Source organism: Streptomyces sp. NK15101, from assembly GCF_020400725.1.
Classification (GTDB): domain Bacteria; phylum Actinomycetota; class Actinomycetes; order Streptomycetales; family Streptomycetaceae; genus Streptomyces.
The window spans coordinates 13349-36414 of the sequence record NZ_JAINVG010000052.1 but is presented as its reverse complement, the minus strand read 5'-3'; the positions used below and the strand labels follow the sequence as shown (position 1 = coordinate 36414).

Here is a 23066-nt window from a genome sequence, read left to right as displayed (position 1 = left end):
TCTGCCCCGCATGACTCCGGACGAGCTGGTGCGCGAGCACACGATCTACTCCTGCGTGATGGGCTCGCGCGCCTTCGGTCTGGCGACCGAGGACAGCGACACGGACGTGCGGGGCGTCTACCTCGCCCCCACGCCCCTCTTCTGGCGCTTCGACAAGCCCCCGGCGCACGTGGAGGGGCCCGGCGAGGAGCAGTTCAGCTGGGAGCTGGAACGCTTCTGCGAGCTCGCCCTGCGCAACAACCCGAACGTCCTGGAGTGCCTCCACTCCCCCGTGGTCGAGCACGTCGACGAATGGGGCCGCGAACTCCTCTCCCTCCGCGGGGCCTTCCTGTCCCGCCGGGCCCACCAGACCTTCGTCCGGTACGCGGGCGGCCAGCGCCGCAAGCTCGACGCGGACGTCCGCCAGTACGGCGGTCCGCGCTGGAAGCACGCCATGCACCTGCTGCGGCTGCTGGCCAGCTGCCGCGACCTGCTGCGCACGGGCGAGCTCCGCATCGACGTCGGCGAGGACCGCGACCGCCTCCTCGCGGTCAAGCGCGGCGAGGTGCCATGGCCGGAGGTGGAGTCCTGGATGGACCGCCTCCAGGACGAGGCCGACCGGGCCCACGACACGACCCCGCTCCCCGCCGCCCCGGACGAACCCCGCGTCCAGGACTTCCTGATCCGCGCCCGCCGCGCCTCAGCGCTGGGCGTGCTCTAGCCGGACCCGTACGACGAGGTCGTGCAGCGCGTCGTGGACGCGCACCGACTCCGGGAGCCCCGAGGCCGCCTGGGCCTCGTCCAGGACCGCGTGCAGGGCCTCCGTCTCGGCCCGTACCGCCTCGGGGTCCACCTCGGCCCGCCCGTGCTCGGCCTCCGTCTTCGCCGCGACGAGCTCGGGCAGCCGGGCCGGGGCCTCCGCCACTTCTCCCACCAGGGTCGGCAGATGGGCCTGCACCTCGCCCGAGCGCATCAGGTGGATGCCGGTGAGCAGCGCCCGGTAGGTGTAGAGCAGCGGCTTGAGCTCGCCGCTGCTCTCGAAGAGCCGCCACTGCGTGCCGGCGAAGCCGCGGTAGTGGTGGGCGTGGTGGCGGGTGAGCAGCTCCGGCACGAGGGAGACCAGTTCCGCGTGGGTCTGCGTGGTGTGGGCGACGAGCGGGGAGGTGAGCTGCTCCAGGACGTAGCCGTTGCGGCGCAGCATCAGCCGGGCGAACTTCCGCAGGTCGTGGGTGACGAGGTCCATCTCCACGCCGTCCCGGTCCCACATCCGGCTGCGGGTCTCCTCCGGCTCTCGCAGGCCTGTCAGGGCCTCCAGGGGCAGCAGGTGCGCCCCGCGCAGGTCCACGTCCGAGTCGCGGGACGGGAAGCCGTACAGGTGCGCGCCGGAGACGGTCGCGAAGAGCAGGGGGTCGGGCTGTTCCGCCACGACGGCGGAGAGGTCCGGGTCCAGGGCGAGCGTCATGGATCAAGCGTCCCAGAGCGCGCCGAAGGTCAGCAGGTCGCTGCGGTACTCGACGCGCTCCGCCCACTCCTTCGGCCAGGCGTCCGCGCCGAGGTGGGCGCCGGCGAAGGCGCCCGCGAGGGCGGCGATCGAGTCGGAGTCGCCACGGGTGCAGGCGGCGCGGCGCAGCGCGGTGAGGGGCTCGTCCGGGAAGAGCAGGAAGCAGAGGAGGCCGGTCGCGAGGGCCTCCTCGGCGATCCAGCCGTCGCCGGTGTACTCGCAGGGGTCGAGCTCGGGGTCGGCCGTGCGCTGCACGGCGTCCAGGCGCTCCAGGACCGCCAGGCACTCGTCCCAGCCCCGCTGGACGAAGTGGAGGGCGCTGGGGTCCTGGGAGCGGGTCCACAGGTCGCCGAGCCAGTGCTCGTGGTAGCGGGAGCGGTTCTCGTAGGCGTACGAGCGCAGCTGTCCGACGAGCCCGGTCGGGTCCACGCCCTGCGCGAGCAGGTACACGGCACGGGCGGTGAGGTCGGAGGCGGCGAGCGCGGTGGGGTGACCGTGGGTCAGGCCCGACTGGAGCTGCGCGGCGCCCGCCCGCTGCTCCTCGCTCAGCCCGGGGACGAGCCCGATGGGCGCGACGCGCATGTTGGCGCCGCAGCCCTTGGAGTGGATCTGGCTGGCGTCCTGCCAGGGCCGGTCGCCGTCGAGGAGCATGCAGGCGCGCAGGCAGGTGTTGCCCGGGGCGCGGTTGTTCTCCGGGGAGTGGTACCAGTCGACGAACTCGTCGCGAACGGGCCGGGCGAGGCGCAGCGGGGCGAGCAGGCCCCGGTCCATGGCCGTGCGGATGCCGCGGGCGAAGGCGAGGGTCATCTGGGTGTCGTCGGTGACGTACGCCGTGCCGTTCCTGACGGGCAGTGCCATCTCCCGCCAGGGGCCGACCTTGGCGAGGATCGACGGCACGTCGTTGAACTCGGTCGGGAAGCCCAGCGCGTCCCCGAGCGCCAGCCCGATCAGGGAGCCGGTCGCGGCCTGCTTGGTGGCGGTGCGGGTGAGGTTCATGCGGGGCGTCCTTCCGGTCGCAGGAGGGGCGGGTGGAGGGTGGTGGCCCCGCCCGCCCGGTAGAGGGCGGCCGGTTTCCCCCGTCCGCCGGTGAGGCGCGGCGGTCCTTCCACGGCCTGGACGAAGCCGGGCGTGGTGAGGACCTTGCGCCGGAAGTTGGGGCGGTCGAGTTCGACGCCCCAGACCGTCTCGTAGACCTGCCTCAGCTCGCCGAGGGTGAACTCGGGCGGGCAGAAGGCGGTCGCGAGGCAGGTGTACTCGAGCTTGGCGCCGACCCGTTCGTGGGCGTCGGCGAGGATCCGGTCGTGGTCGAAGGCGAGCCGGCCGTGTGTTCCGTACGGGATCCAGCGGGCCTGCGCCGCGTCGCCGCCGCCGCGCGGTTCGGGAGGGTCGGGTACGAGCGCGGTGAAGGCGACGGAGACGACCCGCATCCTCGGGTCGCGGTCGGGTTCGGTGTAGGTGCGGAGCTGTTCGAGGTGGAGGCCGGCGACGGTGGCCTCGGAGAGTCCGGTCTCCTCGGCGAGTTCGCGGCGGGCGGCCCGCTCGGCGGACTCGCGGGGCAGCACGAAGCCGCCGGGCAGGGCCCAGGATCCGGCGTACGGCTCCTGCCCGCGCTCGACGAGCAGGACGTGGAGGCGTTCCTCGCGGACGGTGAGGACGGCGAGGTCGACGGTGACGGCGAACGGCTCGAAGGCGTAAGGGTCGTAGCCCTCGGGGGCCCGGTGGTCGGTCATCGGCGCTCCGGCAGGGGGTCGGTGAGGTGCCAGCCCTCGGCGAGCAGCGCGTCGACGGCGGCGACGGCGGCCGCGAGCCGCTCCTCGTGGGGGCCGGTGAGGACGGCGGTGCGGCGGCCGGTGTGGGCGAGCTGGGTGAGGAAGCGCGCGGTCATCCAGGGCCGCAGGTGCTCCCCGTCGCGCAGGCCGTCGTCCTCGAAGTCGACGCCCCGGTGGTCGGTGAGGAGCCAGAGGTGCTGTCGACCGAGGGCGGCGATCTCGCCGGTGGCGCGGCTGGTGGTGCCCATGTAGCGCTCGTGCCAGATGGTGGTGGCGAAGGCGTCGGTGTCGCAGAAGAGGACGGGCGAGCCGTCCCGGGCGGCCTCCTCCTCCAGTTCGGCCTGGCGCTGGGCGATGACGGGGAAGTCGGAGGAGCGGAAGGCGACCTCGGACCAGTCGGCGCCGGGGCGTTCGGCGCGGAGTTCGGCGAGCTTGAGTTCGCTGTACTCGCGCCCGTACTCCGGTACGTATCGCGTGCGGGCCCAGACGCCGCCGCGCCGCCGGTAGTGGTCGGCGAGGGCGAGGGCCATGGTGGTGGTGCCGGTGGACTCGGCGCCGAGGACGACGACCCGGCGGGTGAGCGCGGCCCGCACGGGTGCTTCCAGGAAGTCCCAGCAGCCGGCGGGGTCCGCACGGACGGCGGTGCCGGAGACGGGGTGGCGGACGCGCTCCTGGTCGACGAGGACGGATGCGGCGCCGAAGCGGCGGCCGAGCTCCTCCCCGTACGGCTCCGAGGTGAAGACGGCGTCGACGCGCTCGGGCACGGCGGCCCGGAAGACGGCCATGTGGGCGGCCCACACGTCGGGGTCCCGGAGGTCGACGGGGATGTCGTCGACGGCGCCGACGACGAGGACGTCGGGGTGGATCTCGCGCATCCAGGCGACCCGGTCCTCCAGGGGGATGCTCTCCACGGAGGAGGCGCAGACCAGGACGGTGAGGCGCTCGCAGCGGTCGCGGGCGGTGCGGACGAGGTGGTGGTGGCCGGCGTGCGGCGGATAGAACTTGCCGAGGACGAGGCCGTGGCCGTAGCGCTTCACGCGGTCGCTCCCGCCGGTCGGGGGGAGCCCGTGAGGTCCCTGGTCCAGCCGCGCAGGCCGACGGCGCAGAGCATCATGAAGCCGACGTACAGCAGGGAGGTCAGGTAGAGCCCCTTGTACGCGTAGAGCGGTACGTAGACGACGTCGGCGGCGATCCAGAGCCACCAGGACTCCAGCCGCTTCCGGCACTGGCCGTACGTCGCCATCAGGGAGAGCGCGGTCGTGAGGGCGTCCCAGAAGGGGACGGTCGAGTCGGTGGCGCGGTCGAGGAGCAGGGTGAGCGCGAGGGTCCCCACCGCCCCCGCCGTGAGCAGCCAGGTCCACTCGGTGCGCGTGGTGCGGCGCACCGGGAGGCCGTCGGAGCCTGGTCCACCCCCGTGGGTCCAGGTCCACCAGCCGTACACGGCGAGGGCGATGAAGACGATCTGGAGGCCGGCGTCGGCGTAGAGCCCGGCCTGGGTGAAGAGCAGGACGAAGAAGAGGTTGTTGGCGATGCCGACGGGCCAGTTGGCCGTGCGCCGGCGGGCGACGAGCCAGACGCAGAGCGCTCCGCTGCCGAAGCCCAGGACCTCGGTCCAGCCGACCGGGGTGTCCAGGACGGTGAAGAGGGGTTGCTGCAGGGGTGCGAGTACGTCTGCGAGGCTCACGCCCGCCTCCTTAAGAGTCATTCTGACTATAAAGGTGGACGGGGTGCCGCCACAAGCCCCGTCGCGGACGCGACGAAGCCCGTGACCGCCGGGCGGTCACGGGCTTCGTCGGTGGAGCGGGGGCCTTACATGCCGACTTCCTTCATCAGCATGCCGACCTCGGTGTTGGTGAGGCGGCGCAGCCAGCCCGACTTCTGGTCGCCCAGGGCGATCGGGCCGAAGGCGGTGCGGACCAGCTTCTCGACCGGGAAGCCCGCCTCGGCGAGCATCCGGCGCACGATGTGCTTGCGGCCCTCGTGCAGGGTGACCTCGACCAGGTAGTTCTTGCCGGTCTGCTCGACCACGCGGAAGTGGTCGGCGCGGGCGTAGCCGTCCTCCAGCTGGATGCCGTCCTTCAGCCGCCGGCCGACCTCGCGGGGCAGCGGGCCGGTGATGGCGGCCAGGTAGGTCTTCTTCACGCCGTACTTCGGGTGCGTGAGGCGGTGGGCCAGCTCGCCGTGGTTGGTGAGCAGGATGATGCCCTCGGTCTCCGTGTCGAGCCGGCCGACGTGGAACAGCCGGGTCTCGCGGTTGGTGACGTAGTCGCCGAGGCACTGGCGGCCGTCGGGGTCCTCCATGGTGGAGACGACGCCGGACGGCTTGTTCAGCGCGAAGAAGAGGTACGACTGGGTGGCGACGGTCAGGCCGTCCACCTTGATCTCGTCCTTCTCCGGGTCGACGCGCATGCCCTGCTCGAGGACGATCTCGCCGTTGACCTCGACGCGGGCCTGCTCGATCAGCTCCTCGCAGGCGCGCCGCGAGCCCATGCCGGCGCGGGCGAGGACCTTCTGCAGCCGCTCGCCCTCCTGCTCGGCGCCGGGGAAGGTCTTGGGGGTCTTGATCTCGGGCTTGCCGGCGTACCGCTCCCGGTTGCGCTCCTCCGTGCGGGCGTCGTACTCGCGCGAGCGGGCGGGCGCCGTACGGCCGCCGCCGCGCTGCGGGGACTGCCGGGGACCGCCCTTGGCGCCGCCGCGCGCGGCCGCGCCCCGGCCGCGCTTGGGGGCGTCCGAGGAGCCGCCGGAGCTGTAGCGCTCGTCGTAGGTGCGCTCCTCCGGGCGCGCCTTGCGCGGGCTGGAGCCGGTCGGCCGGCCGCCGCCCTGACCCGGGCGCCCGCCACCGCCCTGGCCGGCACGGCTGCCGCCGCCCTGGCCGGGACGGCCGCCGCCCTGCCGGTCGTCGCGGCCGTTGCCGGCGCCGCGGTAGTTCCCGCGCCCGCCGCCACCGCCGCTGTTGCCGCGGCCTCCGCCGCTGCCGCCGCGGCCGCCGCTGTTGCCACCACGGCTCCCGCCGTTGTTTCCGCTGCTGTTCCTGCCGCTGCTGCTTCGCATCAAAGTTCCGTCTTGTCGTCTACGTCTGCGTCCGGGTCGAACGACGGGACGCCTTCCAGGGAGTCCGCCTCGACCGCCTCGGCCTCGGGGAGGAAGGGGGCGAGTTCGGGGAGTTCGTCCAGGCCGCGCAGGCCCATCCGCTCCAGGAAGTAGTTCGTCGTCCTGTACAGGATCGCACCTGTTTCGGGTTCCGCGCCCGCCTCCTCCACCAGGCCCCGCTGGAGGAGGGTCCGCATCACGCCGTCGCAGTTGACCCCGCGGACCGCGGAGACCCGGGAACGGCTGACCGGCTGGCGGTAGGCGACGACCGCGAGGGTCTCCAGGGCCGCCTGGGTGAGCCGGGCCTGCTGCCCCTCCAGGACGAAGGCCTCGACGGCCGGGGCGAAGGCGGGACGGGTGTAGTAGCGCCAGCCCCCGGCGACCCGCCGCAGCTCGAAGCCGCGGCCCTGGGCGGTGTACTCCTCGGCCAGCTCGTGCAGGGCGTCGGCCACCTCGGCCGGGGAGCGCTCCAGGACCTTGGCGAGGTGCTCCTCGGTGGCGGGCTCGTCGACGACCATGAGGACGGCTTCGAGGGCGGGCTTGAGGTCGCTCATGCGGTGGCCTCCTGGTCGAATTCGTCGGTCACGGCCGCGGACGGGTCCGTCTCCCCGCCGGTCCAGGAGACCGTGAGGTCCCCGAGGGCGGTCTCCTGGTCGAGGGCGACGGCCTTCTCCCGGTAGAGCTCCAGGAGGGCCAGGAAGCGGGCGACGACGGTGAGGGTGTCGCCGGCGTCCTCGATCAGCTCCCGGAAGACGGCCGAGCCGCGCTCGCGGAGCAGGGCGACGACCACCGCGGCCTGGTCCCGGACGCTGACGAGCGGGGCGTGGATGTGGTCGACGTACACCTGGGGCTCGGGCTTGGGCTGCATGGCCTTGGCGGCGAGCCTGGCGAAGCCCTCGGCGCCGATGGAGATGACGACCTCGGGGAGCAGCTCGGCGTGGTGCGGTTCGAGTCCGACGGTACGGGGGTGGCGGTGGCCCTCGGACTCCCAGCGCTCCTCGAAGATCTCGGCGATCCTCTTGTACGCGCGGTACTGGAGGAGCCGGGCGAAGAGCAGGTCGCGGGCCTCCAGGAGGGCGAGGTCGGCCTCGTCCTCCACCTCGGCGGCGGGGAGCAGCCGGGCGGCCTTCAGGTCGAGGAGGGTGGCGGCGACGACGAGGAACTCGGTGGTCTGGTCGAGGTCCCCGTCGGGCCCGAGGGCCCGCAGGTGCGCCATGAACTCGTCGGTGACCCGGGAGAGGGCGACCTCGGTGACGTCGAGCTTGTGCTTGGTGATCAGCTGGAGGAGCAGGTCGAAGGGCCCCTCGAAGTTCGAGAGCCGCACGGTGAACCGCCCGTCGCCCCCCTCGGCGGCCTCGCCTCCGGCCGGGGCCTCGGGGCCCCCGGGGACCTCCAGGGCCTCGGGCACTCCCGGGGTCTCAGGGGTCCCCGGAGTCTCCGGGGCCTCGGCCGGAGCGGCGGGTGCCGTCCCCGGCGTCTCGCCCGGGCCGCGGCCCAGGGGGCGGCGACCCGGCGGGCGGGACGTTTCGTCAGAGGCGTGGTGCATGGGGGTCCAGGGGGAACGAGGTGGACGGCAGCCCGCAGGCTACCGTCAGCGGCCGCGCAGGCGGCGGACGAGGATGCTCGCGTCGCCGCGGGACTCCAGGTCCGCCAGGACGACCGCGACGGCCTCCCGGACGATCCGGCCCCGGTCGACGGCGAGACCGTGCTCGCCGCGCAGGACGAGCCGGGCGTGCTCCAGGTCCATCAGCTCCTCGGCGGAGACGTAGACCGTGATCTTCTCGTCGTGGCGCTCGCGGCCGCTGGGCCGCCGGTTCGTGGTGCGGCCGCGTCGCCGGGCCGCCGCGGGGGCGGGCACCTGCGCGCCGGGCGCGGTCTTGGGGGCCGGTCCCTCGGGCTCGGCCGTCCGGGCCCGCGGCTCCGTGGCCTCGGAGTCCGCCGGGGCGTGCTCCGCGGATCCCTCGGCCGCCGCCGTGTCGCTCTCGGCGGCCGGTGCCGGGACGGCCCGGCGGGGTGCGGACGCCTGGAGCGCCGTCCCCCCGGTCGTACGGAAGAGTTCGTCGGCTCCGGGCAGACTCACTCGGCGTGACACCGGGCGAGCACCTCCCTGGCGAGCTGACGGTAGGCGGCGGCGCCCACCGAGTTGGAGGCGTACGTGGTGATGGGCTCGCCGGCGACCGTGGTCTCCGGGAAGCGCACGGTCCGCCCGATGACCGTGTGGTACACGTGGTCGTCGAAGGCCTCGACGACGCGCGCGAGGACCTCACGGCTGTGCACGGTCCGGGAGTCGTACATCGTGGCGAGGATGCCGTCGAGCTCCAGCTCGGGGTTGAGCCGCTCCTGGACCTTCTCGATGGTCTCGGTGAGCAGCGCGACTCCGCGCAGCGCGAAGAACTCGCACTCCAGCGGCACGATGACCTTGTGAGCCGCCGTCAGGGCGTTCACGGTCAGCAGGCCGAGCGAGGGCTGACAGTCGATCACGATGTAGTCGTAGTCGTTCATCAGCGGCTTCAGGGCGCGCTGGAGCGTGGACTCGCGCGCGACCTCGCTGACCAACTGGACTTCGGCGGCCGAGAGGTCGATGTTGCTCGGCAGCAGGTCCATGTTGGGCACCGCGGTCTTGAGGAGGACCTCGTCCGCCGACATGCCCCGCTCCATGAGCAGGTTGTAGACGGTGAGGTCGAGCTCCATCGGGTTCACGCCGAGGCCGACCGACAGGGCTCCCTGCGGGTCGAAGTCGACGAGCAGCACCCGTCGTCCGTACTCGGCGAGCGCGGCACCCAGGTTGATGGTCGACGTGGTCTTGCCGACGCCGCCCTTCTGGTTGCACATCGCGATGATCTTCGCGGGTCCGTGGTCGGTCAGGGGACCCGGGATCGGGAAGTACGGCAGGGGCCGTCCGGTGGGGCCGATCCGCTCGCGGCGCTGGCGGGCAGCGTCGGGTGCGAGGGTGGCCGCGTACTCCGGATCGGGCTCGTACTCGGCGTCGGGGTCGTAGAAGTGCCCCTCGGGCACCTCGTCGTAGGCGGCGAAGTGGGTGGACTCTCGGCCCATCTCGTTGCCGGCCGTGGCGTTCACGTGTAGGCCGTCCATCGTCTTCATCGTGTGGGCACTCGTCATGGGCTGGTGCGTCGCGAAGGTCCGCACCGCGACGGAGCCGATCGGGGCACCTGGCGCACCGCTCCCGGGAGTAAATGTCGACTCATTCACAAGTCGTCTTACCTCCTTGGATGTGACCAGGAACATTTATCGATAGGTCAGCGTGGCACCATGCCGACGGTTGGCGACTCTATGGCGTGTCACCGCTCCGCAGCAACACAATCCGCCGGACCCGGCCCGATGTGTCGGCAACCGAACACGTCCCTGTCAAGGGTGCGCAGGCATGCATCCACACGTTTCAGGGGTGTGCGAAACGGTTAAAGGGTTACGTTCGAGGCGAGTTGCCCGAACGTTTTGGCAAGCCCGGAGACGCACCCGGCCGGACCTTGTCGAACAAGGTCCGGCCGGGTGCGTGATATTGACGGCACGCGTTGACGGGGCCTCCGTCAACGAGCCTTCGGCGGTCAGGCCAGGAGGCTGCTCAGCTCGACGTGCTCGAGGCCGTGCGCCTCGGCGACCTCCTTGTAAACCACCTTGCCGTCATGGGTGTTGAGGCCCAGGGCGAGGGCGGAGTCGCGGCGCAGCGCCTCGACCCAGCCGTTGTTGGCCAGCGACACGATGTAGGGCAGCGTGGCGTTGGTGAGGGCGTAGGTGGAGGTGTTCGGGACCGCGCCGGGCATGTTGGCGACGCAGTAGAAGACCGAGTCGTGGACCTGGAAGGTCGGCTCGGCGTGGGTGGTCGGGTGCGAGTCCTCGAAGCAGCCGCCCTGGTCGATCGCAATGTCGACAAGGACACTTCCGGGCTTCATCTTGGCGACGAGCTCGTTGGTGACCAGCTTCGGGGCCTTGGCGCCCGGGATGAGGACGGCGCCGATGACGAGGTCGGCCTCGACGACGGCCTTCTCCAGCTCGTAGGCGTTGGAGACGATCGTCTTCACCTTGGTGCCGAAGATCTTGTCGGCCTCGCGGAGCTTGTTGATGTCACGGTCGAGCAGGGTCACGTGGAAGCCCATGCCGACGGCGATCTGGGTGGCGTTCCAGCCGGAGACGCCGCCGCCGATGACGACGCACTCGCCGGCGTGGGTGCCGGGGACACCGCCGGGGAGGACACCGCGGCCTCCGACGGAGCGCATCAGGTGGTACGCGCCGACCTGCGGGGCCAGACGGCCCGCGACCTCGGACATCGGGGCGAGCAGCGGGAGCGCGCGGTTGGCGGTCTCGACGGTCTCGTACGCGATCGCGGTGGTGCCGGACGCGAGCAGCGCGTCCGTGCACTCGCGGGAGGCGGCGAGGTGCAGGTAGGTGAAGAGCGTCTGGTCCTTGCGGAGGCGGTGGTACTCCTCCGCGATCGGCTCCTTGACCTTGAGGAGCAGGTCGGCGGTGGCCCAGACCTCGTCGGCGGTGGCGAGGATCTCGGCGCCGGCGGCGACGTACTCCTCGTCCGTGATCGAGGAGCCGACACCGGCGTTCTGCTCGATGAAGACCTGGTGGCCGTTGCGGACGAGCTCGTGGACACCGGCAGGGGTGATGGCCACGCGGAACTCGTTGTTCTTGACCTCGCGGGGGATGCCGACCTTCATCGTCGATCACGGTCCTTGAATCAGGGGGATAACTGGGGCACTGCGATACATACCCGGATGCACTGCGGCACACCGGGGCAGACCACGTTCGAACGCGGCTCACCCAGTCTAATGAAGGAGTTCCCCCTGTCTAGCCTTTCAAAGTACTAATCTTCGACGGAGCCACTGCGGATTTCGTAGGCTGCCGGTTCCGTTTCCAGCAGTCTTTCGGCCGCCGACCGGTGCAGGCCCGCCGCCGCGGGGTCGCCGAGCCGGTCGAGGGTGTCCGCCAGCCGCAGCTGGAGCGCGGCCTGGAGCCGGGTGTCCTTGGCCCGGCGGGCCCACTCCACCGCCTCCTCGCAGGTCCGCAGGGACTCCTCGGGCCGCCCGGCGTACTCCTGGACCCGGGCCGCCTCGCTCAACGCCCTTGCGTAGCCCGGGAGATCGGAGAGCCTCCGGTGGCCGGCCGCGGCGGCCCGCCAGCTCCGCAGGGCGTCCCCGTACCGCCCCGCATAGGTCTGCACGGCTCCCAGGCGGGCGTACAGCCGGACCTGGTCGGCGCGCTCGTCCCGGGCGAGGCGCTGGGCGAGCGCCCGCCCGTACCAGTCGCCGGCCCGCTGCCAGTCCCCCAGCTCCTGATACGCGCCACCTACGGATTCCATTGCGCGACCGGTGGCATACGGGTCATTTGCTGCGCGCCCGGCATCCAAAGCCGACCGATATCGCAGCAGGGCGTCCTTCGTCCTGCCGGTCTTGGCATCCAGATCGGCCAGGTTGAGCAGGGCCGCGGCCCGCTCGCGGTGCAGCCCGCGCCGCTCGGCCACGTCCAGGACCAGCCGGTGCAGGCCGTACAGCTCGGGAGCGGCGGCCTCCGCGCCCCGGTGCGCGGCGAGCGCTCTGACCAGCGAGGCGACGAGACGGCGGGCGAGGGTGTCCAGCTCTCCGTCGGCGACGGCGAGCCGGGCGGAGGCGAGCAGCACGGCCTGCCGGGAGTCCAGCCAGGCGGCGCCCGCGGCCGCGTTCGGGAAGCGCAGGGCGCGCGGGAGCCCGGCCAGCTTCCGGCGGGCCGGCGAGCCCTCGGGTTCGGTGACCGCACGGCAGGACTGGAGGAGCCGTACGGTCCGCTCCAGCATCCGGGCCCGGGCGAGCTGCACCTCGGCGGGCCGGTCGCGCTCCTCCAGCTGGGCGCGAAGGAGGGGGACGAGATGCGCGCGCACCTCGTACTGTCCGTCCTCGCCGCCCGAGACGAGCCCGAGGGCGGCGAAGTCGGCGAGGGTCGTCGCGGCCGCCGAGACCGAGCAGCCGGCCAGGGCGGAGGCGGTGTGGGCGTCGGCCCGGCCCAGCGGGGCCAGGGCGAGGAATCGCAGTATCCGGGCGGCCGTGGCGGGCAGCGCCTCGTGCGCGAGCAGGAAGGTCCGGGTGAGCGGGTCGCCGCTCAGCCCGCGCAGCCGCTTGGCGAGGTCGGCGACCGAGGCCTTCGGCTGCATGGAGAGCCAGCCGCCGGCGAGGACCACCGCGGCGGGCAGTCCCCCGCACTCCTCGACGAGGGCCTCGGCGGCCTGCGGGTCGACGGTGATGCGGACGGAGCCGGTGAAGGCCGTCAGCAGCTCGATGGCCGACTTGGGGTCGAGCCCGCCGAGGGTGCAGGGCCGTACGTCGGGAATGCCGGTGAGCGGACCACGGGCGACCCCCACCACCAGGGCGTCGGGGTTGTCGGGGATCAGCGGGTCGGCCTGCTCGGCGTCGACGGCGTCGTCCAGGAGCAGGACGGCCCGCCGGTCGGCGAGGGCGTTCCTGACGAGCTCGGTCAGCTCGTCCTCGCCGGCCCCCGGTGGTTCGGCGACCCCGAGGGAGGCGAGGAGCTCCTGGGCGGCCCGCGCGGTGGGGACGGGTTCGCCGCCGGGCTCGGTGAGACGGGCGCGGAAGACGCCGTCGGGGTAACGGTCGGCGAGGCCGGCGGCCAGCTCCTCGGCGAGAGCCGTCCGCCCGGAACCGGGCTTGCCGGCGATGAGCAGGACCCGGGCGCGGGGGGCCTTGCGGCCGGTGAGGGTGTCGAGGCCGGTCCGTTCGATGTCGGCGCGCAGGGCCTTCAACTCCCGCTGCCGCCCGAAGAACTGGCGGCTGCCGGCCGCCGCCACCGCCTGATCCGTCACGGGCCACGCTCCCGTCCACCTGCGCACGAGCCGATCCCGCGGGGGGCTCCGCACGGGCGATTCCGAGCGTAGTTCAGGGCGGGAGGGGGACCTGGCGGAGCAGGGCGGAGGAATCCCCTGATCGGATCAACACATCTTCACACCGCGCCCCCGTTGTGGGCGGTCGCTCCGCCGGGGCGAAGGGGGTCCCCCCTGCTCGAGCGGAGCCGAGAGCTTGGGGGAGGGTGGGCACAACGGAACGGCGCCCCTTGCCGGCCGCCCGAGGCTCACGCGCCTGGACCCGCACCCCGTGCCCAGCTCTCTGGTGGTGCGGGTCCAGGCGCGGAGCGCGGAGGCGCCGCTGAAGGGCGCCGTCCCGTGTGCCCACCCGTCCCGCCCCAGCGGGACGACTGCCCACACGGGCAGGGGCGGGGGGCACCGCCCCGCCGGGCGCAGCCCGCACGGGGGGTGGGCGAAAGGCGCCGCCCCGCCGGGTGCGGGCCCCGCACGGCGGAGGGCCACCGCCCCGCCGGCGTGCGCCCGCGCGGAGGGCCCGCCGGGTGCGGACCCGGGAGGGCTACGCCTCGAAGGGGCGGGCCGGCCAAGGAGCCGTGGCCGGACGAAGCGCGTCGAGACCGTCGCCCGCCCGCGCCGCCACCAGCGAAAGCACCCCCACCACCAGACAGTTGTTGTGCAGCTCCCCCGCCAGCACCCCCCGCACCAGCTCGGGCAGCGGCACCCGCGCCAGCTCCATGTCGGCCTCCTCCTCCGAGACCGCGAAGCGCTCGCCCTCCGCCTCACCGAGGTCCCGCGCCAGGAAGATCCGTACGGCCTCGTCGCAGCCGCCGGGCGTCGTGTAGACGTCGGCGAGGACCCGCCAGTCCCCGGCCTTGACGTGCGCCTCCTCGTACAGCTCGCGCTGGGCCGCGTGCAGGGGGTTCTCGCCGGGCACGTCGAGGAGCCCGGCGGGGATCTCCCAGAGCTTCTGCCGCACGGGGTGCCGGTACTGCCGGAGGACGACCACGCGGTCCTCCTCGTCCAGGGCGAGGACGGCCACCGAGCCGGGGTGGACCTGGTAGTCGCGGCGGTGGACCGAGCCGTCCGGCATGACCACGTCGTCCGTGCGGACACTCGTCTTGTTTCCCTTGAAGGGGGTGGCGGTGGCGACGACCTGCCACTCCTCCGGGGTGTCCTGCACCTGCATCAGTAGTCCTCTCGTACGAAAACCGGGGCACGGACCCCTGGGAGGGATCCGTACCCCGGCAACGTTAACGCGCCGTACTACTTGCCCGTCTTGCGCTCCACGGCCGCCTTCACCAGGCCCGCGAAGAGCGGGTGCGGGCGGGTCGGGCGGGACTTGAGCTCCGGGTGCGCCTGGGTGGCGACCAGGTAGGGGTGGACGTCCTTCGGGTACTCGACGAACTCGACGAGCTTGTTGTCCGGGGAGGTGCCGGAGAAGACCAGGCCGGCCTTCTTCTCCAGCTCCGCGCGGTAGGCGTTGTTCACCTCGTAGCGGTGACGGTGGCGCTCCTCGACGTACGGCTCGTCGGCGTAGGTCTCGCGGACGACCGAGCCCTCGGCGAGCTTCGCCGGGTAGAGGCCCAGGCGCATCGTTCCGCCCAGGTCGCCGGCGCCCTCGACGTACGCCAGCTGCTCCTCCATCGTGGAGACGACGGGGTGCGCGGTGGCGGGGTCGAACTCGGTGGAGTTGGCCTCGGGGATGTCGGCCAGGTTCCGGGCGGCCTCGATCACGATGCACTGGAGGCCGAGGCAGATGCCGAGCAGCGGCACCTTGTGCTCACGGGCGTACTGGATCGCGCCGACCTTGCCGGACACGCCGCGGTCGCCGAAGCCGCCGGGGATGAGGATGCCGTCGACGTCGCCGAGCTGCTTGGCGGCGCCGGCCGGGGTCTTGCAGTCGTCGGAGGTGACCCACTTGACCTTGACCCGGGCGCGGTTGGCGAAGCCGCCGGCGCGCATGGCCTCGGTGACCGACAGGTAGGCGTCGGGCAGGTCGATGTACTTGCCGACGAGCGCGATCGTGACCTCGTGCTCCGGGTTGTGGACGCGGTCCAGGAGGTCCTCCCAGACGGTCCAGTCCACGTCGCGGAAGGGCAGGTCGAGCTTGCGGACGACGTAGGCGTCCAGGCCCTCGGTGTGCAGGACCTTCGGGATGTCGTAGATCGACGGGGCGTCGATGGCGGCGACGACCGCGGCCTCGTCGACGTCGCACATCAGCGAGATCTTGCGCTTGATGGCGGTGGGGACCTCGCGGTCGGCGCGCAGCACGATCGCGTCGGGCTGGATGCCGATGTTCCGCAGGGCGGCGACGGAGTGCTGGGTCGGCTTGGTCTTCAGCTCGCCGGAGGGGCCGATGTAGGGCAGCAGCGAGATGTGCACGACGAAGACGTTGTCGCGGCCGACCTCGTGGCGGACCTGGCGGACGGTCTCCAGGAAGGGCAGCGACTCGATGTCGCCGACCGTGCCGCCGACCTCGGTGATGACGACGTCGACGTCGTCCGTCGCCATGCGGCGGATGCGGCCCTTGATCTCGTTGGTGATGTGCGGGATGACCTGCACGGTGTCGCCGAGGTACTCGCCGCGCCGCTCCTTGGCGATGACCTGCGAGTAGACCTGGCCGGTGGTGACGTTGGCCGAGCCGTCCAGGTCGACGTCGAGGAAGCGCTCGTAGTGGCCGATGTCCAGGTCGGTCTCGGCGCCGTCGTTGGTGACGAACACCTCGCCGTGCTGGAAGGGGTTCATCGTGCCCGGGTCGACGTTCAGGTACGGGTCGAGCTTCTGCATCGTGACCCGCAGACCGCGGGCCTTCAGGAGCGCACCCAGGCTGGAGGCGGTGAGGCCCTTGCCGAGCGAGGAGGCGACACCCCCGGTGACGAAGATGTGCTTGGTCGTCGTGGTGTTGGGCGGCATCGCCAAGAGGGGGCTCCCGTGGTCGCGTTCTGGAGGTGCGTGCCGGCTTCCCCTCCGGAAGAATCGGGGGGTGCCGTCGCTGCGGTTTCGGGGTCCTCGGCTGTCGCCGTTTCCCACCGGTCCACGGGGTACCAGGGTATCAGCGACATCGGGAGACCGCTTCCGGCCACACGCGGCAGTCGGGTGTTCACGGACGGCGACGGAGCCGTCGGGGAGGGGGAAAGCCGCAGCTCACCCGTGTGGAGCAGCGCGTTGCCCGTGTGGTCACCAAGGTCACAGGGCCGCCACGTATTCTGCTCGCACATCGCCCGCCCAGCAGGTCGCCGCATCCCGCACACTGGCCTGGTTGACCCATCGCGCACATCGCGCATCACAGACATCCGTAGCAAGCGCCCCGAGGGGCGGACGTGGCCGTTCGACTGGAGTGAAGCACGTGGCCGGGCGTATCGAGGATTACGCACTCATCGGAGACATGCAGACGGCTGCCCTGGTGTGCCGGGACGGGAGCGTCGACTGGCTGTGTCTCCCCCGCTTCGACTCACACGCGATCTTCGCCGGCCTCCTCGGCACCGAGGAGCACGGATTCTGGCGGGTGGGTCCGGCGGGTCCGGCGGACGCGGAGCCGGCCCCCGCCGACCGGCGCCGCTACCGGGGCGACTCGCTGATCCTGGAGTCCGAGTGGGACACCCCGCGCGGCACGGTCCGGGTGACCGACTTCATGCCGCCGCGCGACGGCGCGCCGCAGCTGATCCGGATCGTCGAGGGCGTCTCGGGGCGGGTGCGGATGCGCTCCTCGCTGCGGATGCGGTTCAGCTACGGCCGAATCGTGCCGTGGGTGCACAAGGTCGGGGACCGTACGGTCGCGGTCGCCGGGCCCGACTCGGTGTGGCTCGACACCGCCGTGGAGACCCACGGCAAGGACCTGACGACGTACTCCGACTTCACGGTCACGCCCGGCGAGCGGATCACCTTCACGCTCTCCTGGCAGCCCTCCCACAAGGAGCCGCCCGCGCTGCCGGACCCGGAGGGCTCGCTGGAGGCGACCGCCGACTTCTGGCGCGAGTGGGTCGAGCACTGCACGTACCACGGCCCCTACCGCGAGGCCGTGGTCCGCTCGCTGATCACCCTGAAGGCGCTGACGTACGCGCCGACCGGCGGCATCGTCGCCGCGCCGACGACCTCGCTGCCGGAGGAGATCGGCGGCGTCCGCAACTGGGACTACCGCTACACCTGGCTGCGGGACGCGGCGATCACCCTCTCCTCGATGCTCCGCACCGGCTACCGCGAGGAGGCCCGCGCCTGGCGGGACTGGCTGCTGCGCGCCGTCGCGGGCGACCCGGAGAACCTGCAGATCATGTACGGCATCGCGGGCGAGCGGGAGCTCGGCGAGGCGGAGCTCGACTGGCTGCCGGGGTACGAGAACTCCGGTCCGGTCCGGGTCGGCAACGGCGCCGCGAACCAGCTCCAGCTGGACGTCTACGGCGAGGTCACGGAGGCCCTCCACCTCGCGCACATGACGGGTCTGTCCCGCAACGACTACGCCTCCCTGCTCCAGATCAAGCTGATCAACTACCTGGAGACCCACTGGGACCAGCCCGACGAGGGCATCTGGGAGGTGCGCGGCCCGCGCCGGCACTTCGTGCACTCCAAGGTGATGGCCTGGGTGGCGGTGGACCGCACCATCAAGCTGATCGAGTCCGGGGACGCGGACGGCCCGCTGGAGCGCTGGAAGGAGCTCCGCGACGAGATCCACCGGGACGTCTGCGAGAAGGGCTACGACAAGGAGCGCAACACCTTCACCCAGTCGTACGGCTCCCAGGAGCTGGACGCCTCGCTGCTGCTGATCCCGCAGATGGGCTTCCTGCCGCCGGACGACAAGCGGGTCATCGGCACGATCGAGGCGATCCAGCGCGAGCTGTCCACGGAGGACGGTTTCGTGCTGCGCTACCCGACGGCCGGCGAGGAGGCCGGAGTGGACGGCCTGGAGGGCGACGAGGGCGCGTTCCTCGCCTGTTCCTTCTGGCTGGCGGACGACCTGGCGATGATCGGCCGGGTCGACGAGGCGCGCACGCTCTTCGAGAAGCTGCTCGCGCTCCGCAACGACCTCGGGCTGCTCGCCGAGGAGTGGGACCCGCGGCTCCAGCGGCAGGTGGGCAACTTCCCGCAGGCCTTCAGCCACGTCCCGCTCATCGACACGGCGCTGCGGCTCACCGCCTCCGGCGCGTACGGCGGCTGAGGGGCGCGCTCAGGGGCGTCCCGTCGGTCGGCCCGGCCCGATCGGCAGGACACCCCACGGGGGCCGGACCTACGATGAGAAGGTCCTGTCGCCCCTCGTGAAAGGGGGGCTCCCATGGCTCCCCACATATCCGAAAGCGCCCTGGCCGGGCTGGTCGACGACCTGGCCGGTGAGGTGATCGTCCCCGGTCATCCGGGCTACGACGAGGCACGTGCCCTGCACAACGGCATGATCGACCGGCGCCCGTCGGTGATCGCCCAGTGCGCCACCCAGGCGGACGTGTCGAACGCGATCCTGTTCGGCCGGGAGGCCGAGCTGCCGATCGCGGTGCGCGGCGGCGGCCACAGCGTCGCCGGGACCTCCATGATCGACGGCGCGCTGATCGTGGACCTCCGCCGGATGCACGGCGTCGTCGTGGACCCGGAGGACATGACGGTACGGATCGAGGGCGGGGCGACCATGGCCCACCTGGACCACGCCTGCCAGCCGTTCCACGTGGCGACGACCGGCGGGCGGGTGTCCACCACCGGGGTCGGCGGCTTCACGCTGGGCGGCGGATCGGGCTGGCTGGAGCGGAAGTTCGGCCTCGCCAGCGACAACCTGCTGGCCGTCGACCTGATCACCGCCGAGGGCAAGCACGTCCGCGCGGACGCGGAGGAGAACCCGGAGCTGTTCTGGGCGCTGCACGGCGGCGGCGGCAACTTCGGGGTGGCGACCTCGCTGACGATGCGGCTGCACCCGCTGCCCCGGACGAGCGTCGCGATGCTGTTCTTCCTGCCGGACAAAGCGCCCGAGGTGGTGCGCACCTTCCGCGACCTCGGCCTCCGCGCGCCCGACGAGATGGGCGGCGGCGCCATCTACCTGCCCGCGCCGCCGGAGCCGTTCATCCCGGAGGAGCTGGTCGGCAAGCTGGTCTGCGGGACGCTGTTCACGTACGCGGGGCCGGTCTCCGAGCTCCGGGAGTTCGCGGCGCCGCTGTTCGCGCTGAAGCCGGCGGTCGAGATCGTCACGGACATCCCGTACGTGGACCTGCAGTCGATGATGGACGACCCGCCGGGGCTGCGGAACTACTGGTCGGCCGAGTACCTGCGGGAGTTCTCCGACGAGGCCGTGGACGTCTTCTGCGAGCGCGGCGCGGGGATCCCGGCCGGGACCGCCACCCAGCAGGTGCTGTTCCTGATGGGTGGGGCCGTGGCCGCGGGGCCCTCCGAGTATCCGCAGCCGTGGCGCACCGCGCCCTGGGCGATGCACCCGTTCGCGACCTGGGAGGACCCCGCGCTGGACGAGCGGGCGACGCAGTGGGTGCGCGACGTGCGGGCCGACGTGCGGCCGTGGGCGCTCGACGCGACGTATCTGAACTTCGTCGGCGCCGAGGGCGAGCAGCGGATCGTCTCCTCCTTCGGCGAGGAGAACTACCGCCGGCTCGCCGCCGTGAAGGCCGCGTACGACCCGGACAACGTGTTCCGCTTCAACCACAACATCGTGCCGGCCGGCTGACCGGGTTCATCGCAGCACGGCGATCACCTCCCGGGCGGCGCGCTCGCCCTCGGTCGCGCCGCCCTCCATGAAGCCCTGGAAGTCGTACGAACAGTGCTCGCCGCCGATGTGGACGTTGCCCTGGGCCGTGCCCTCGTACCCGGCGTACCGGTGGAGGTAGCCGACGGGCCAGCAGGAGTACGCGCCGAGGGAGTACGGGTTCTTGTGCCAGGCGGAGAGCTGGGCGCGGCCGGTGTACGCCCGGGAGGTGCCGGGGAAGAAGGCGTCGATGCCGGCCAGGTAGCGGGTGACCAGGTTCCGTACGTACGGGTCGGACTCGGTGGAGAACGGCCCGGCCGGGTTCAGGTTCCGGGCCAGGCTGCCGCCGCCGTACTGGATGAGGATGCCGCCGGTGCCGCCCTGGACCTTGGTGGTGTCCCAGGTCTGCTGGACCTCGGCGTCGGTGAAGCAGTCGCCGGCGGAGACCCCGGGCCAGGGGCCGGTGCCGCGCCAGGGCCTGGTGCCGAACTGCATGTTGAGCTTGGTGCAGTAGCCCATGCGGGCGTCCCGCAGGAGGCTGCGCATGAGCGGGTCGAATCCGGCCTGGGAGAGGTCGAGTTGCTGGAGGATCGGCAGCGGGACGCACAGGATCGTGTGGTCGGCGGTGACGGTCCGGGTGGCGCCCGCCTCGGTGAAGGTGAGCGTCTGGGTGCCGTCGGCGTTGGCCCGTACGGCGGTCAGCGACCAGCCCATCCGCAGGGTGCCGGGGGCGAGCGCCGCGGCGACGGCGTTCGGGAGCCGGTCGTTGCCGCCGACGACGTGGTAGCGCTCGTTGGAGAGGCCCCAGACGTTGAAGTTGCCCGGATTGGTCTGGTAGCCCATGAGCAGGACGAGGGCGAGCGAGGACTGTTCGGTGGTGTCGGCGCCGTACTCGACGTTGTAGGCGACGTCGATGAACTTCCCGAGCGGTGAGGAGTGTCCGCCGGGGACCCGGGTCTCGATCCACTCGTACAGCGACATGTTGTCGAGGGCGGTGCCGGTGGGGGTGGTCTGGTTCCACTTCACCTCGCCCGCGTCCAGCAGGTCCCGGTGCAACGCCTGGTAGACGGCGTTGAAGTCCTCGTCGGCCTGGGCGCGCGGGTAGTAGGCGCCGCCGAACCAGAGGACCTCCTCGGCCCCGTTGGGCCCGCCGCCGAGGAAGTCCTCGGTGGCGAGGCCGAACCTGCGGCAGAGTTCCAGGATCTTCTTGTGGCTGGTGTCGATCAGCTCGCCGCCGATCTCGGAGGTCTGGCCGTACGCCCAGTGGTCCCGCTGGGTCCACATGCGGCCGCCGACCCTGGACGGGTTCGCCTCGTACAGCACCGGGCTCAGGCCGGCGTCCTGGAGGGTGAGGGCGGCGGTGAGTCCGGAGATCCCGGCGCCGACGACGGCGATCCGGGCCGTGCTCCTGACCGGCGGGGTGGGGGTGGCGGCCGCGGCGGGGACGGCCGAGCCGACGCCGACGGCGATGCCGGCGGCGGTGGCGTACTTGAGCAGGGACCGGCGTCCGAGGACGTCGGCCCGCATGCCGCGCAGCTCGTCGACGGGCAGGTTCAGCCGGCGGGCGGCGGCGTGCTCGGCGGCGAGGTTCTTCAGGAGGTGCATCGGGTTGGTGCGTGCCATGGGGCTCTCCTGGCGGGTGAGGGGGATTCAGCTCTGGGGTACGGAGGCGGGGAGGGGGGTTTCCTCGTCGGTGCGCTCGGTGGCGTCCTCCAGGACGATCCGGCCGATGATCTCGTAGCGCTCGGGCCGCTTGGCCTTGAGGTAGAGGCCGAGGCCGAGGCCGCCGAGGAAGACGGCGCCGACGATCCAGGGGATCGCCTTGAAGAAGAGGGAGTCGGCGGCGAGACCGGCCGCGGTCTCCATGTTCATGATCAGCAACACGACGACGGCGATCATGCCGACACCGCCGAGGAGCGGGGCCGTGAGGGTCCTGAACCAGTGCCGGTCCTCGGGGTGGTTCTTCCGGAAGTAGCCGATGACGGCGAAGGAGCAGAGAGTCTGGACGATGAGGATCGCCATCGTGCCGAGGATCGCGAGCAGCGTGTAGAGGTGGATGTACGGGTCCTGGCCGGTGAGCCAGAAGGCGGCGACGAGGGCGACGGCGATCGCGCTCTGCACGTACGAGGCGATGTACGGCGAGCCGTGCCGGGCGTGGGTGCGGCCGAGCGCCGGGTGGAGGAAGCCCTCCCGGCCGATGGCGTACAGATAGCGCGAGGCGCACTGGTGGAAGGCCATGCCGCAGGCGAAGGAGCCGGTGAGCAGCAGCCACTGGAAGGCGTCGACGGCCCAGGCGCCGATGAAGCTCTGGGTGGGCGCGAAGAACAGGTCGAGCGGGCTCGCGGACGAGGACAGCTTCACGGAACCGGCGAGCCCGTTCCCGGCGATCGTCATCCAGGAGACGTAGATGTAGAACAGGCCGACGCCGATGACGGAGATCAGGGTGGCCCGCGGGATGACCCGCTTGGGGTCGCGGGACTCCTCGCCGTACATCGCGGTCGACTCGAAGCCGACCCACGACCAGAAGGCGAAGAAGAGACCGAGACCGGCAGAGGTGCCGGTGAAGGCGTTCTTGGGGTTGATCGGCTCGACCGGGATGCCGTCGGGGCCGCCGCCGGCGATCAGGACGGCGGTGGCGACCGCGAAGAGGACGGCGATCTCCGCGACCAGCATCACCCCGAGCGCCTTGGCGGTCAGGTTGATGTCGAAGTACGACAGGACGGCGGTGACGGCCAGCATGACCGCCGCGTACAGGATCCACGGCAGGTCGACGCCGAGCTGGTCGGCGACCGTGGTCTTGGCGAAGTAGGCGAAGACGCCGACGATCGAGGCCTCGAAGACGATGTACGCGAGGACCGCGAGCATGCCGGAGGCCATGCCGGCGATCCGGCCCAGGCCGTGCGAGATGTAGCCGTAGAAGGCGCCCGCGGCCGTGATCCGCTTGGCCATGGCGACGTAGCCGACCGAGAAGACGGTCAGGACGAGCGTCGCGAAGAGGTATCCGGCGGGTGCGCCGGTGCCGTTGCCGAAGCCGACGGCGATGGGGAGGTTTCCGGTCATCGCCGTGATCGGGGCGGCGGTGGCGACCGCCATGAAGACGACGCCGACGAGTCCGACCGAGTTCGCCTTGAGCCGGTGGACCTCTGGAGTGGGGTTCTCTGCCATGGGCCGAGAGGATCCTCGTGCGTGACGTAGGCCACAATCGACATGCGGTCGCACAATTCCCGCCATGGGGCGACGAGTTGTCGCCCTGGT

The 23066-nt window shown here is 72.0% G+C and carries 19 protein-coding genes; 3 read left to right on the top strand and 16 right to left on the bottom strand.

Annotated elements, in window-relative coordinates; translation table 11 throughout:
* Positions 1–10 precede the first annotated feature (10 nt).
* Complete coding sequence (locus tag K7G60_RS25215) at positions 11–700, top strand: DNA polymerase beta superfamily protein (protein WP_225803222.1); 690 nt, start codon at positions 11–13, stop codon at positions 698–700.
* Here the strand turns inward: K7G60_RS25215 and K7G60_RS25210 are convergent.
* The 14 genes from K7G60_RS25210 to K7G60_RS25145 all read right to left on the bottom strand — a co-directional run bounded on the left by K7G60_RS25210 (position 680) and on the right by K7G60_RS25145 (position 16060).
* Positions 680–1441, bottom strand: a complete 762-nt coding sequence (locus K7G60_RS25210) for a DNA polymerase beta superfamily protein (RefSeq protein WP_225803221.1) — start codon at positions 1439–1441, stop codon at positions 680–682. The two genes, K7G60_RS25215 and K7G60_RS25210, sit on opposite strands and share 21 nt — an antisense overlap.
* A gap of 3 nt (positions 1442–1444) precedes the next feature.
* Positions 1445–2476, bottom strand: coding sequence for an ADP-ribosylglycohydrolase family protein (locus K7G60_RS25205; RefSeq protein ID WP_225803220.1), 1032 nt, complete (start codon positions 2474–2476; stop codon positions 1445–1447).
* A complete protein-coding gene (locus K7G60_RS25200; RefSeq protein ID WP_225803219.1) occupies positions 2473–3210 on the bottom strand; it encodes an NUDIX domain-containing protein in 738 nt (245 codons plus the stop codon). The genes K7G60_RS25205 and K7G60_RS25200 overlap by 4 nt, the downstream gene beginning before the upstream one ends.
* Complete coding sequence (locus tag K7G60_RS25195; RefSeq protein ID WP_225803218.1) at positions 3207–4286, bottom strand: AAA family ATPase; 1080 nt, start codon at positions 4284–4286, stop codon at positions 3207–3209. The genes K7G60_RS25200 and K7G60_RS25195 overlap by 4 nt, the downstream gene beginning before the upstream one ends.
* Positions 4283–4933 (bottom strand): nicotinamide riboside transporter PnuC, encoded by a 651-nt coding sequence (gene pnuC, locus K7G60_RS25190; RefSeq protein WP_225803217.1) that lies wholly within the window; start codon positions 4931–4933, stop codon positions 4283–4285. Before pnuC ends, K7G60_RS25195 begins: the two co-directional genes overlap by 4 nt.
* Positions 4934–5058: 125 nt before the next feature.
* A complete protein-coding gene (locus K7G60_RS25185) occupies positions 5059–6300 on the bottom strand; it encodes a pseudouridine synthase (protein ID WP_225803216.1) in 1242 nt (413 codons plus the stop codon).
* A complete protein-coding gene (scpB, locus tag K7G60_RS25180) occupies positions 6300–6893 on the bottom strand; it encodes an SMC-Scp complex subunit ScpB (protein ID WP_225803215.1) in 594 nt (197 codons plus the stop codon). The genes K7G60_RS25185 and scpB overlap by 1 nt, the downstream gene beginning before the upstream one ends.
* A complete protein-coding gene (locus K7G60_RS25175; RefSeq protein ID WP_225803214.1) occupies positions 6890–7885 on the bottom strand; it encodes a ScpA family protein in 996 nt (331 codons plus the stop codon). The genes scpB and K7G60_RS25175 overlap by 4 nt, the downstream gene beginning before the upstream one ends.
* Before the next feature lie 45 nt (positions 7886–7930).
* Complete coding sequence (locus K7G60_RS25170) at positions 7931–8431, bottom strand: hypothetical protein (RefSeq protein WP_225803213.1); 501 nt, start codon at positions 8429–8431, stop codon at positions 7931–7933.
* The gene (locus K7G60_RS25165; protein ID WP_030212665.1) at positions 8416–9441 is read right to left on the bottom strand and encodes a ParA family protein; all 1026 of its coding nucleotides are present in this window, start codon (positions 9439–9441) and stop codon (positions 8416–8418) included. Before K7G60_RS25165 ends, K7G60_RS25170 begins: the two co-directional genes overlap by 16 nt.
* A gap of 461 nt (positions 9442–9902) precedes the next feature.
* On the bottom strand, positions 9903–11018 hold the full coding sequence (gene ald / locus K7G60_RS25160) for an alanine dehydrogenase (protein ID WP_225803212.1): 1116 nt from the start codon (positions 11016–11018) through the stop codon (positions 9903–9905).
* Between the two features lie 146 nt (positions 11019–11164).
* Positions 11165–13150: an NB-ARC domain-containing protein gene (locus K7G60_RS25155; RefSeq protein ID WP_225803211.1), complete on the bottom strand. Its 1986-nt coding sequence runs from the start codon at positions 13148–13150 to the stop codon at positions 11165–11167.
* A gap of 556 nt (positions 13151–13706) precedes the next feature.
* The gene (locus K7G60_RS25150; protein WP_225803210.1) at positions 13707–14333 is read right to left on the bottom strand and encodes an NUDIX hydrolase; all 627 of its coding nucleotides are present in this window, start codon (positions 14331–14333) and stop codon (positions 13707–13709) included.
* A gap of 77 nt (positions 14334–14410) precedes the next feature.
* A complete protein-coding gene (locus K7G60_RS25145; protein ID WP_225803240.1) occupies positions 14411–16060 on the bottom strand; it encodes a CTP synthase in 1650 nt (549 codons plus the stop codon).
* Between the two features lie 433 nt (positions 16061–16493).
* Between K7G60_RS25145 and K7G60_RS25140 the strand changes: the two genes are divergently transcribed.
* Positions 16494–18296, top strand: coding sequence for a glycoside hydrolase family 15 protein (locus tag K7G60_RS25140; RefSeq protein ID WP_225803209.1), 1803 nt, complete (start codon positions 16494–16496; stop codon positions 18294–18296).
* Between the two features lie 114 nt (positions 18297–18410).
* Positions 18411–19793, top strand: coding sequence for an FAD-binding oxidoreductase (locus K7G60_RS25135; protein WP_225803208.1), 1383 nt, complete (start codon positions 18411–18413; stop codon positions 19791–19793).
* A gap of 6 nt (positions 19794–19799) precedes the next feature.
* On the opposite strand, the gene K7G60_RS25130 is transcribed toward K7G60_RS25135, so the two are convergent.
* Together K7G60_RS25130 and K7G60_RS25125 are read right to left on the bottom strand one after the other, a co-directional pair.
* Positions 19800–21434 carry an NAD(P)/FAD-dependent oxidoreductase gene (locus K7G60_RS25130; protein ID WP_225803207.1) on the bottom strand — a complete coding sequence of 545 codons (1635 nt, stop codon included), beginning with the start codon at positions 21432–21434 and terminating at the stop codon, positions 19800–19802.
* A gap of 27 nt (positions 21435–21461) precedes the next feature.
* Positions 21462–22976, bottom strand: a complete 1515-nt coding sequence (locus K7G60_RS25125; RefSeq protein ID WP_225803206.1) for an APC family permease — start codon at positions 22974–22976, stop codon at positions 21462–21464.
* Positions 22977–23066 lie beyond the last annotated feature (90 nt).

Bases quoted from the DNA above. Each gene is read 5' to 3' on its own strand.
- K7G60_RS25215 (WP_225803222.1), top strand. From the start codon at position 11: ATGACTCCGGACGAGCTGGTGCGCGAGCACACGATCTACTCCTGCGTG.
- K7G60_RS25210 (WP_225803221.1), bottom strand. From the start codon at position 1,441: ATGACGCTCGCCCTGGACCCGGACCTCTCCGCCGTCGTGGCGGAACAG.
- K7G60_RS25205 (WP_225803220.1), bottom strand. From the start codon at position 2,476: ATGAACCTCACCCGCACCGCCACCAAGCAGGCCGCGACCGGCTCCCTG.
- K7G60_RS25200 (WP_225803219.1), bottom strand. From the start codon at position 3,210: ATGACCGACCACCGGGCCCCCGAGGGCTACGACCCTTACGCCTTCGAG.
- K7G60_RS25185 (WP_225803216.1), bottom strand. From the start codon at position 6,300: ATGCGAAGCAGCAGCGGCAGGAACAGCAGCGGAAACAACGGCGGGAGC.
- scpB (WP_225803215.1), bottom strand. From the start codon at position 6,893: ATGAGCGACCTCAAGCCCGCCCTCGAAGCCGTCCTCATGGTCGTCGAC.
- K7G60_RS25175 (WP_225803214.1), bottom strand. From the start codon at position 7,885: ATGCACCACGCCTCTGACGAAACGTCCCGCCCGCCGGGTCGCCGCCCC.
- K7G60_RS25165 (WP_030212665.1), bottom strand. From the start codon at position 9,441: ATGAAGACGATGGACGGCCTACACGTGAACGCCACGGCCGGCAACGAG.
- ald (WP_225803212.1), bottom strand. From the start codon at position 11,018: ATGAAGGTCGGCATCCCCCGCGAGGTCAAGAACAACGAGTTCCGCGTG.
- K7G60_RS25150 (WP_225803210.1), bottom strand. From the start codon at position 14,333: ATGCAGGTGCAGGACACCCCGGAGGAGTGGCAGGTCGTCGCCACCGCC.
- K7G60_RS25145 (WP_225803240.1), bottom strand. From the start codon at position 16,060: ATGCCGCCCAACACCACGACGACCAAGCACATCTTCGTCACCGGGGGT.
- K7G60_RS25135 (WP_225803208.1), top strand. From the start codon at position 18,411: ATGGCTCCCCACATATCCGAAAGCGCCCTGGCCGGGCTGGTCGACGAC.
- K7G60_RS25130 (WP_225803207.1), bottom strand. From the start codon at position 21,434: ATGGCACGCACCAACCCGATGCACCTCCTGAAGAACCTCGCCGCCGAG.
- K7G60_RS25125 (WP_225803206.1), bottom strand. From the start codon at position 22,976: ATGGCAGAGAACCCCACTCCAGAGGTCCACCGGCTCAAGGCGAACTCG.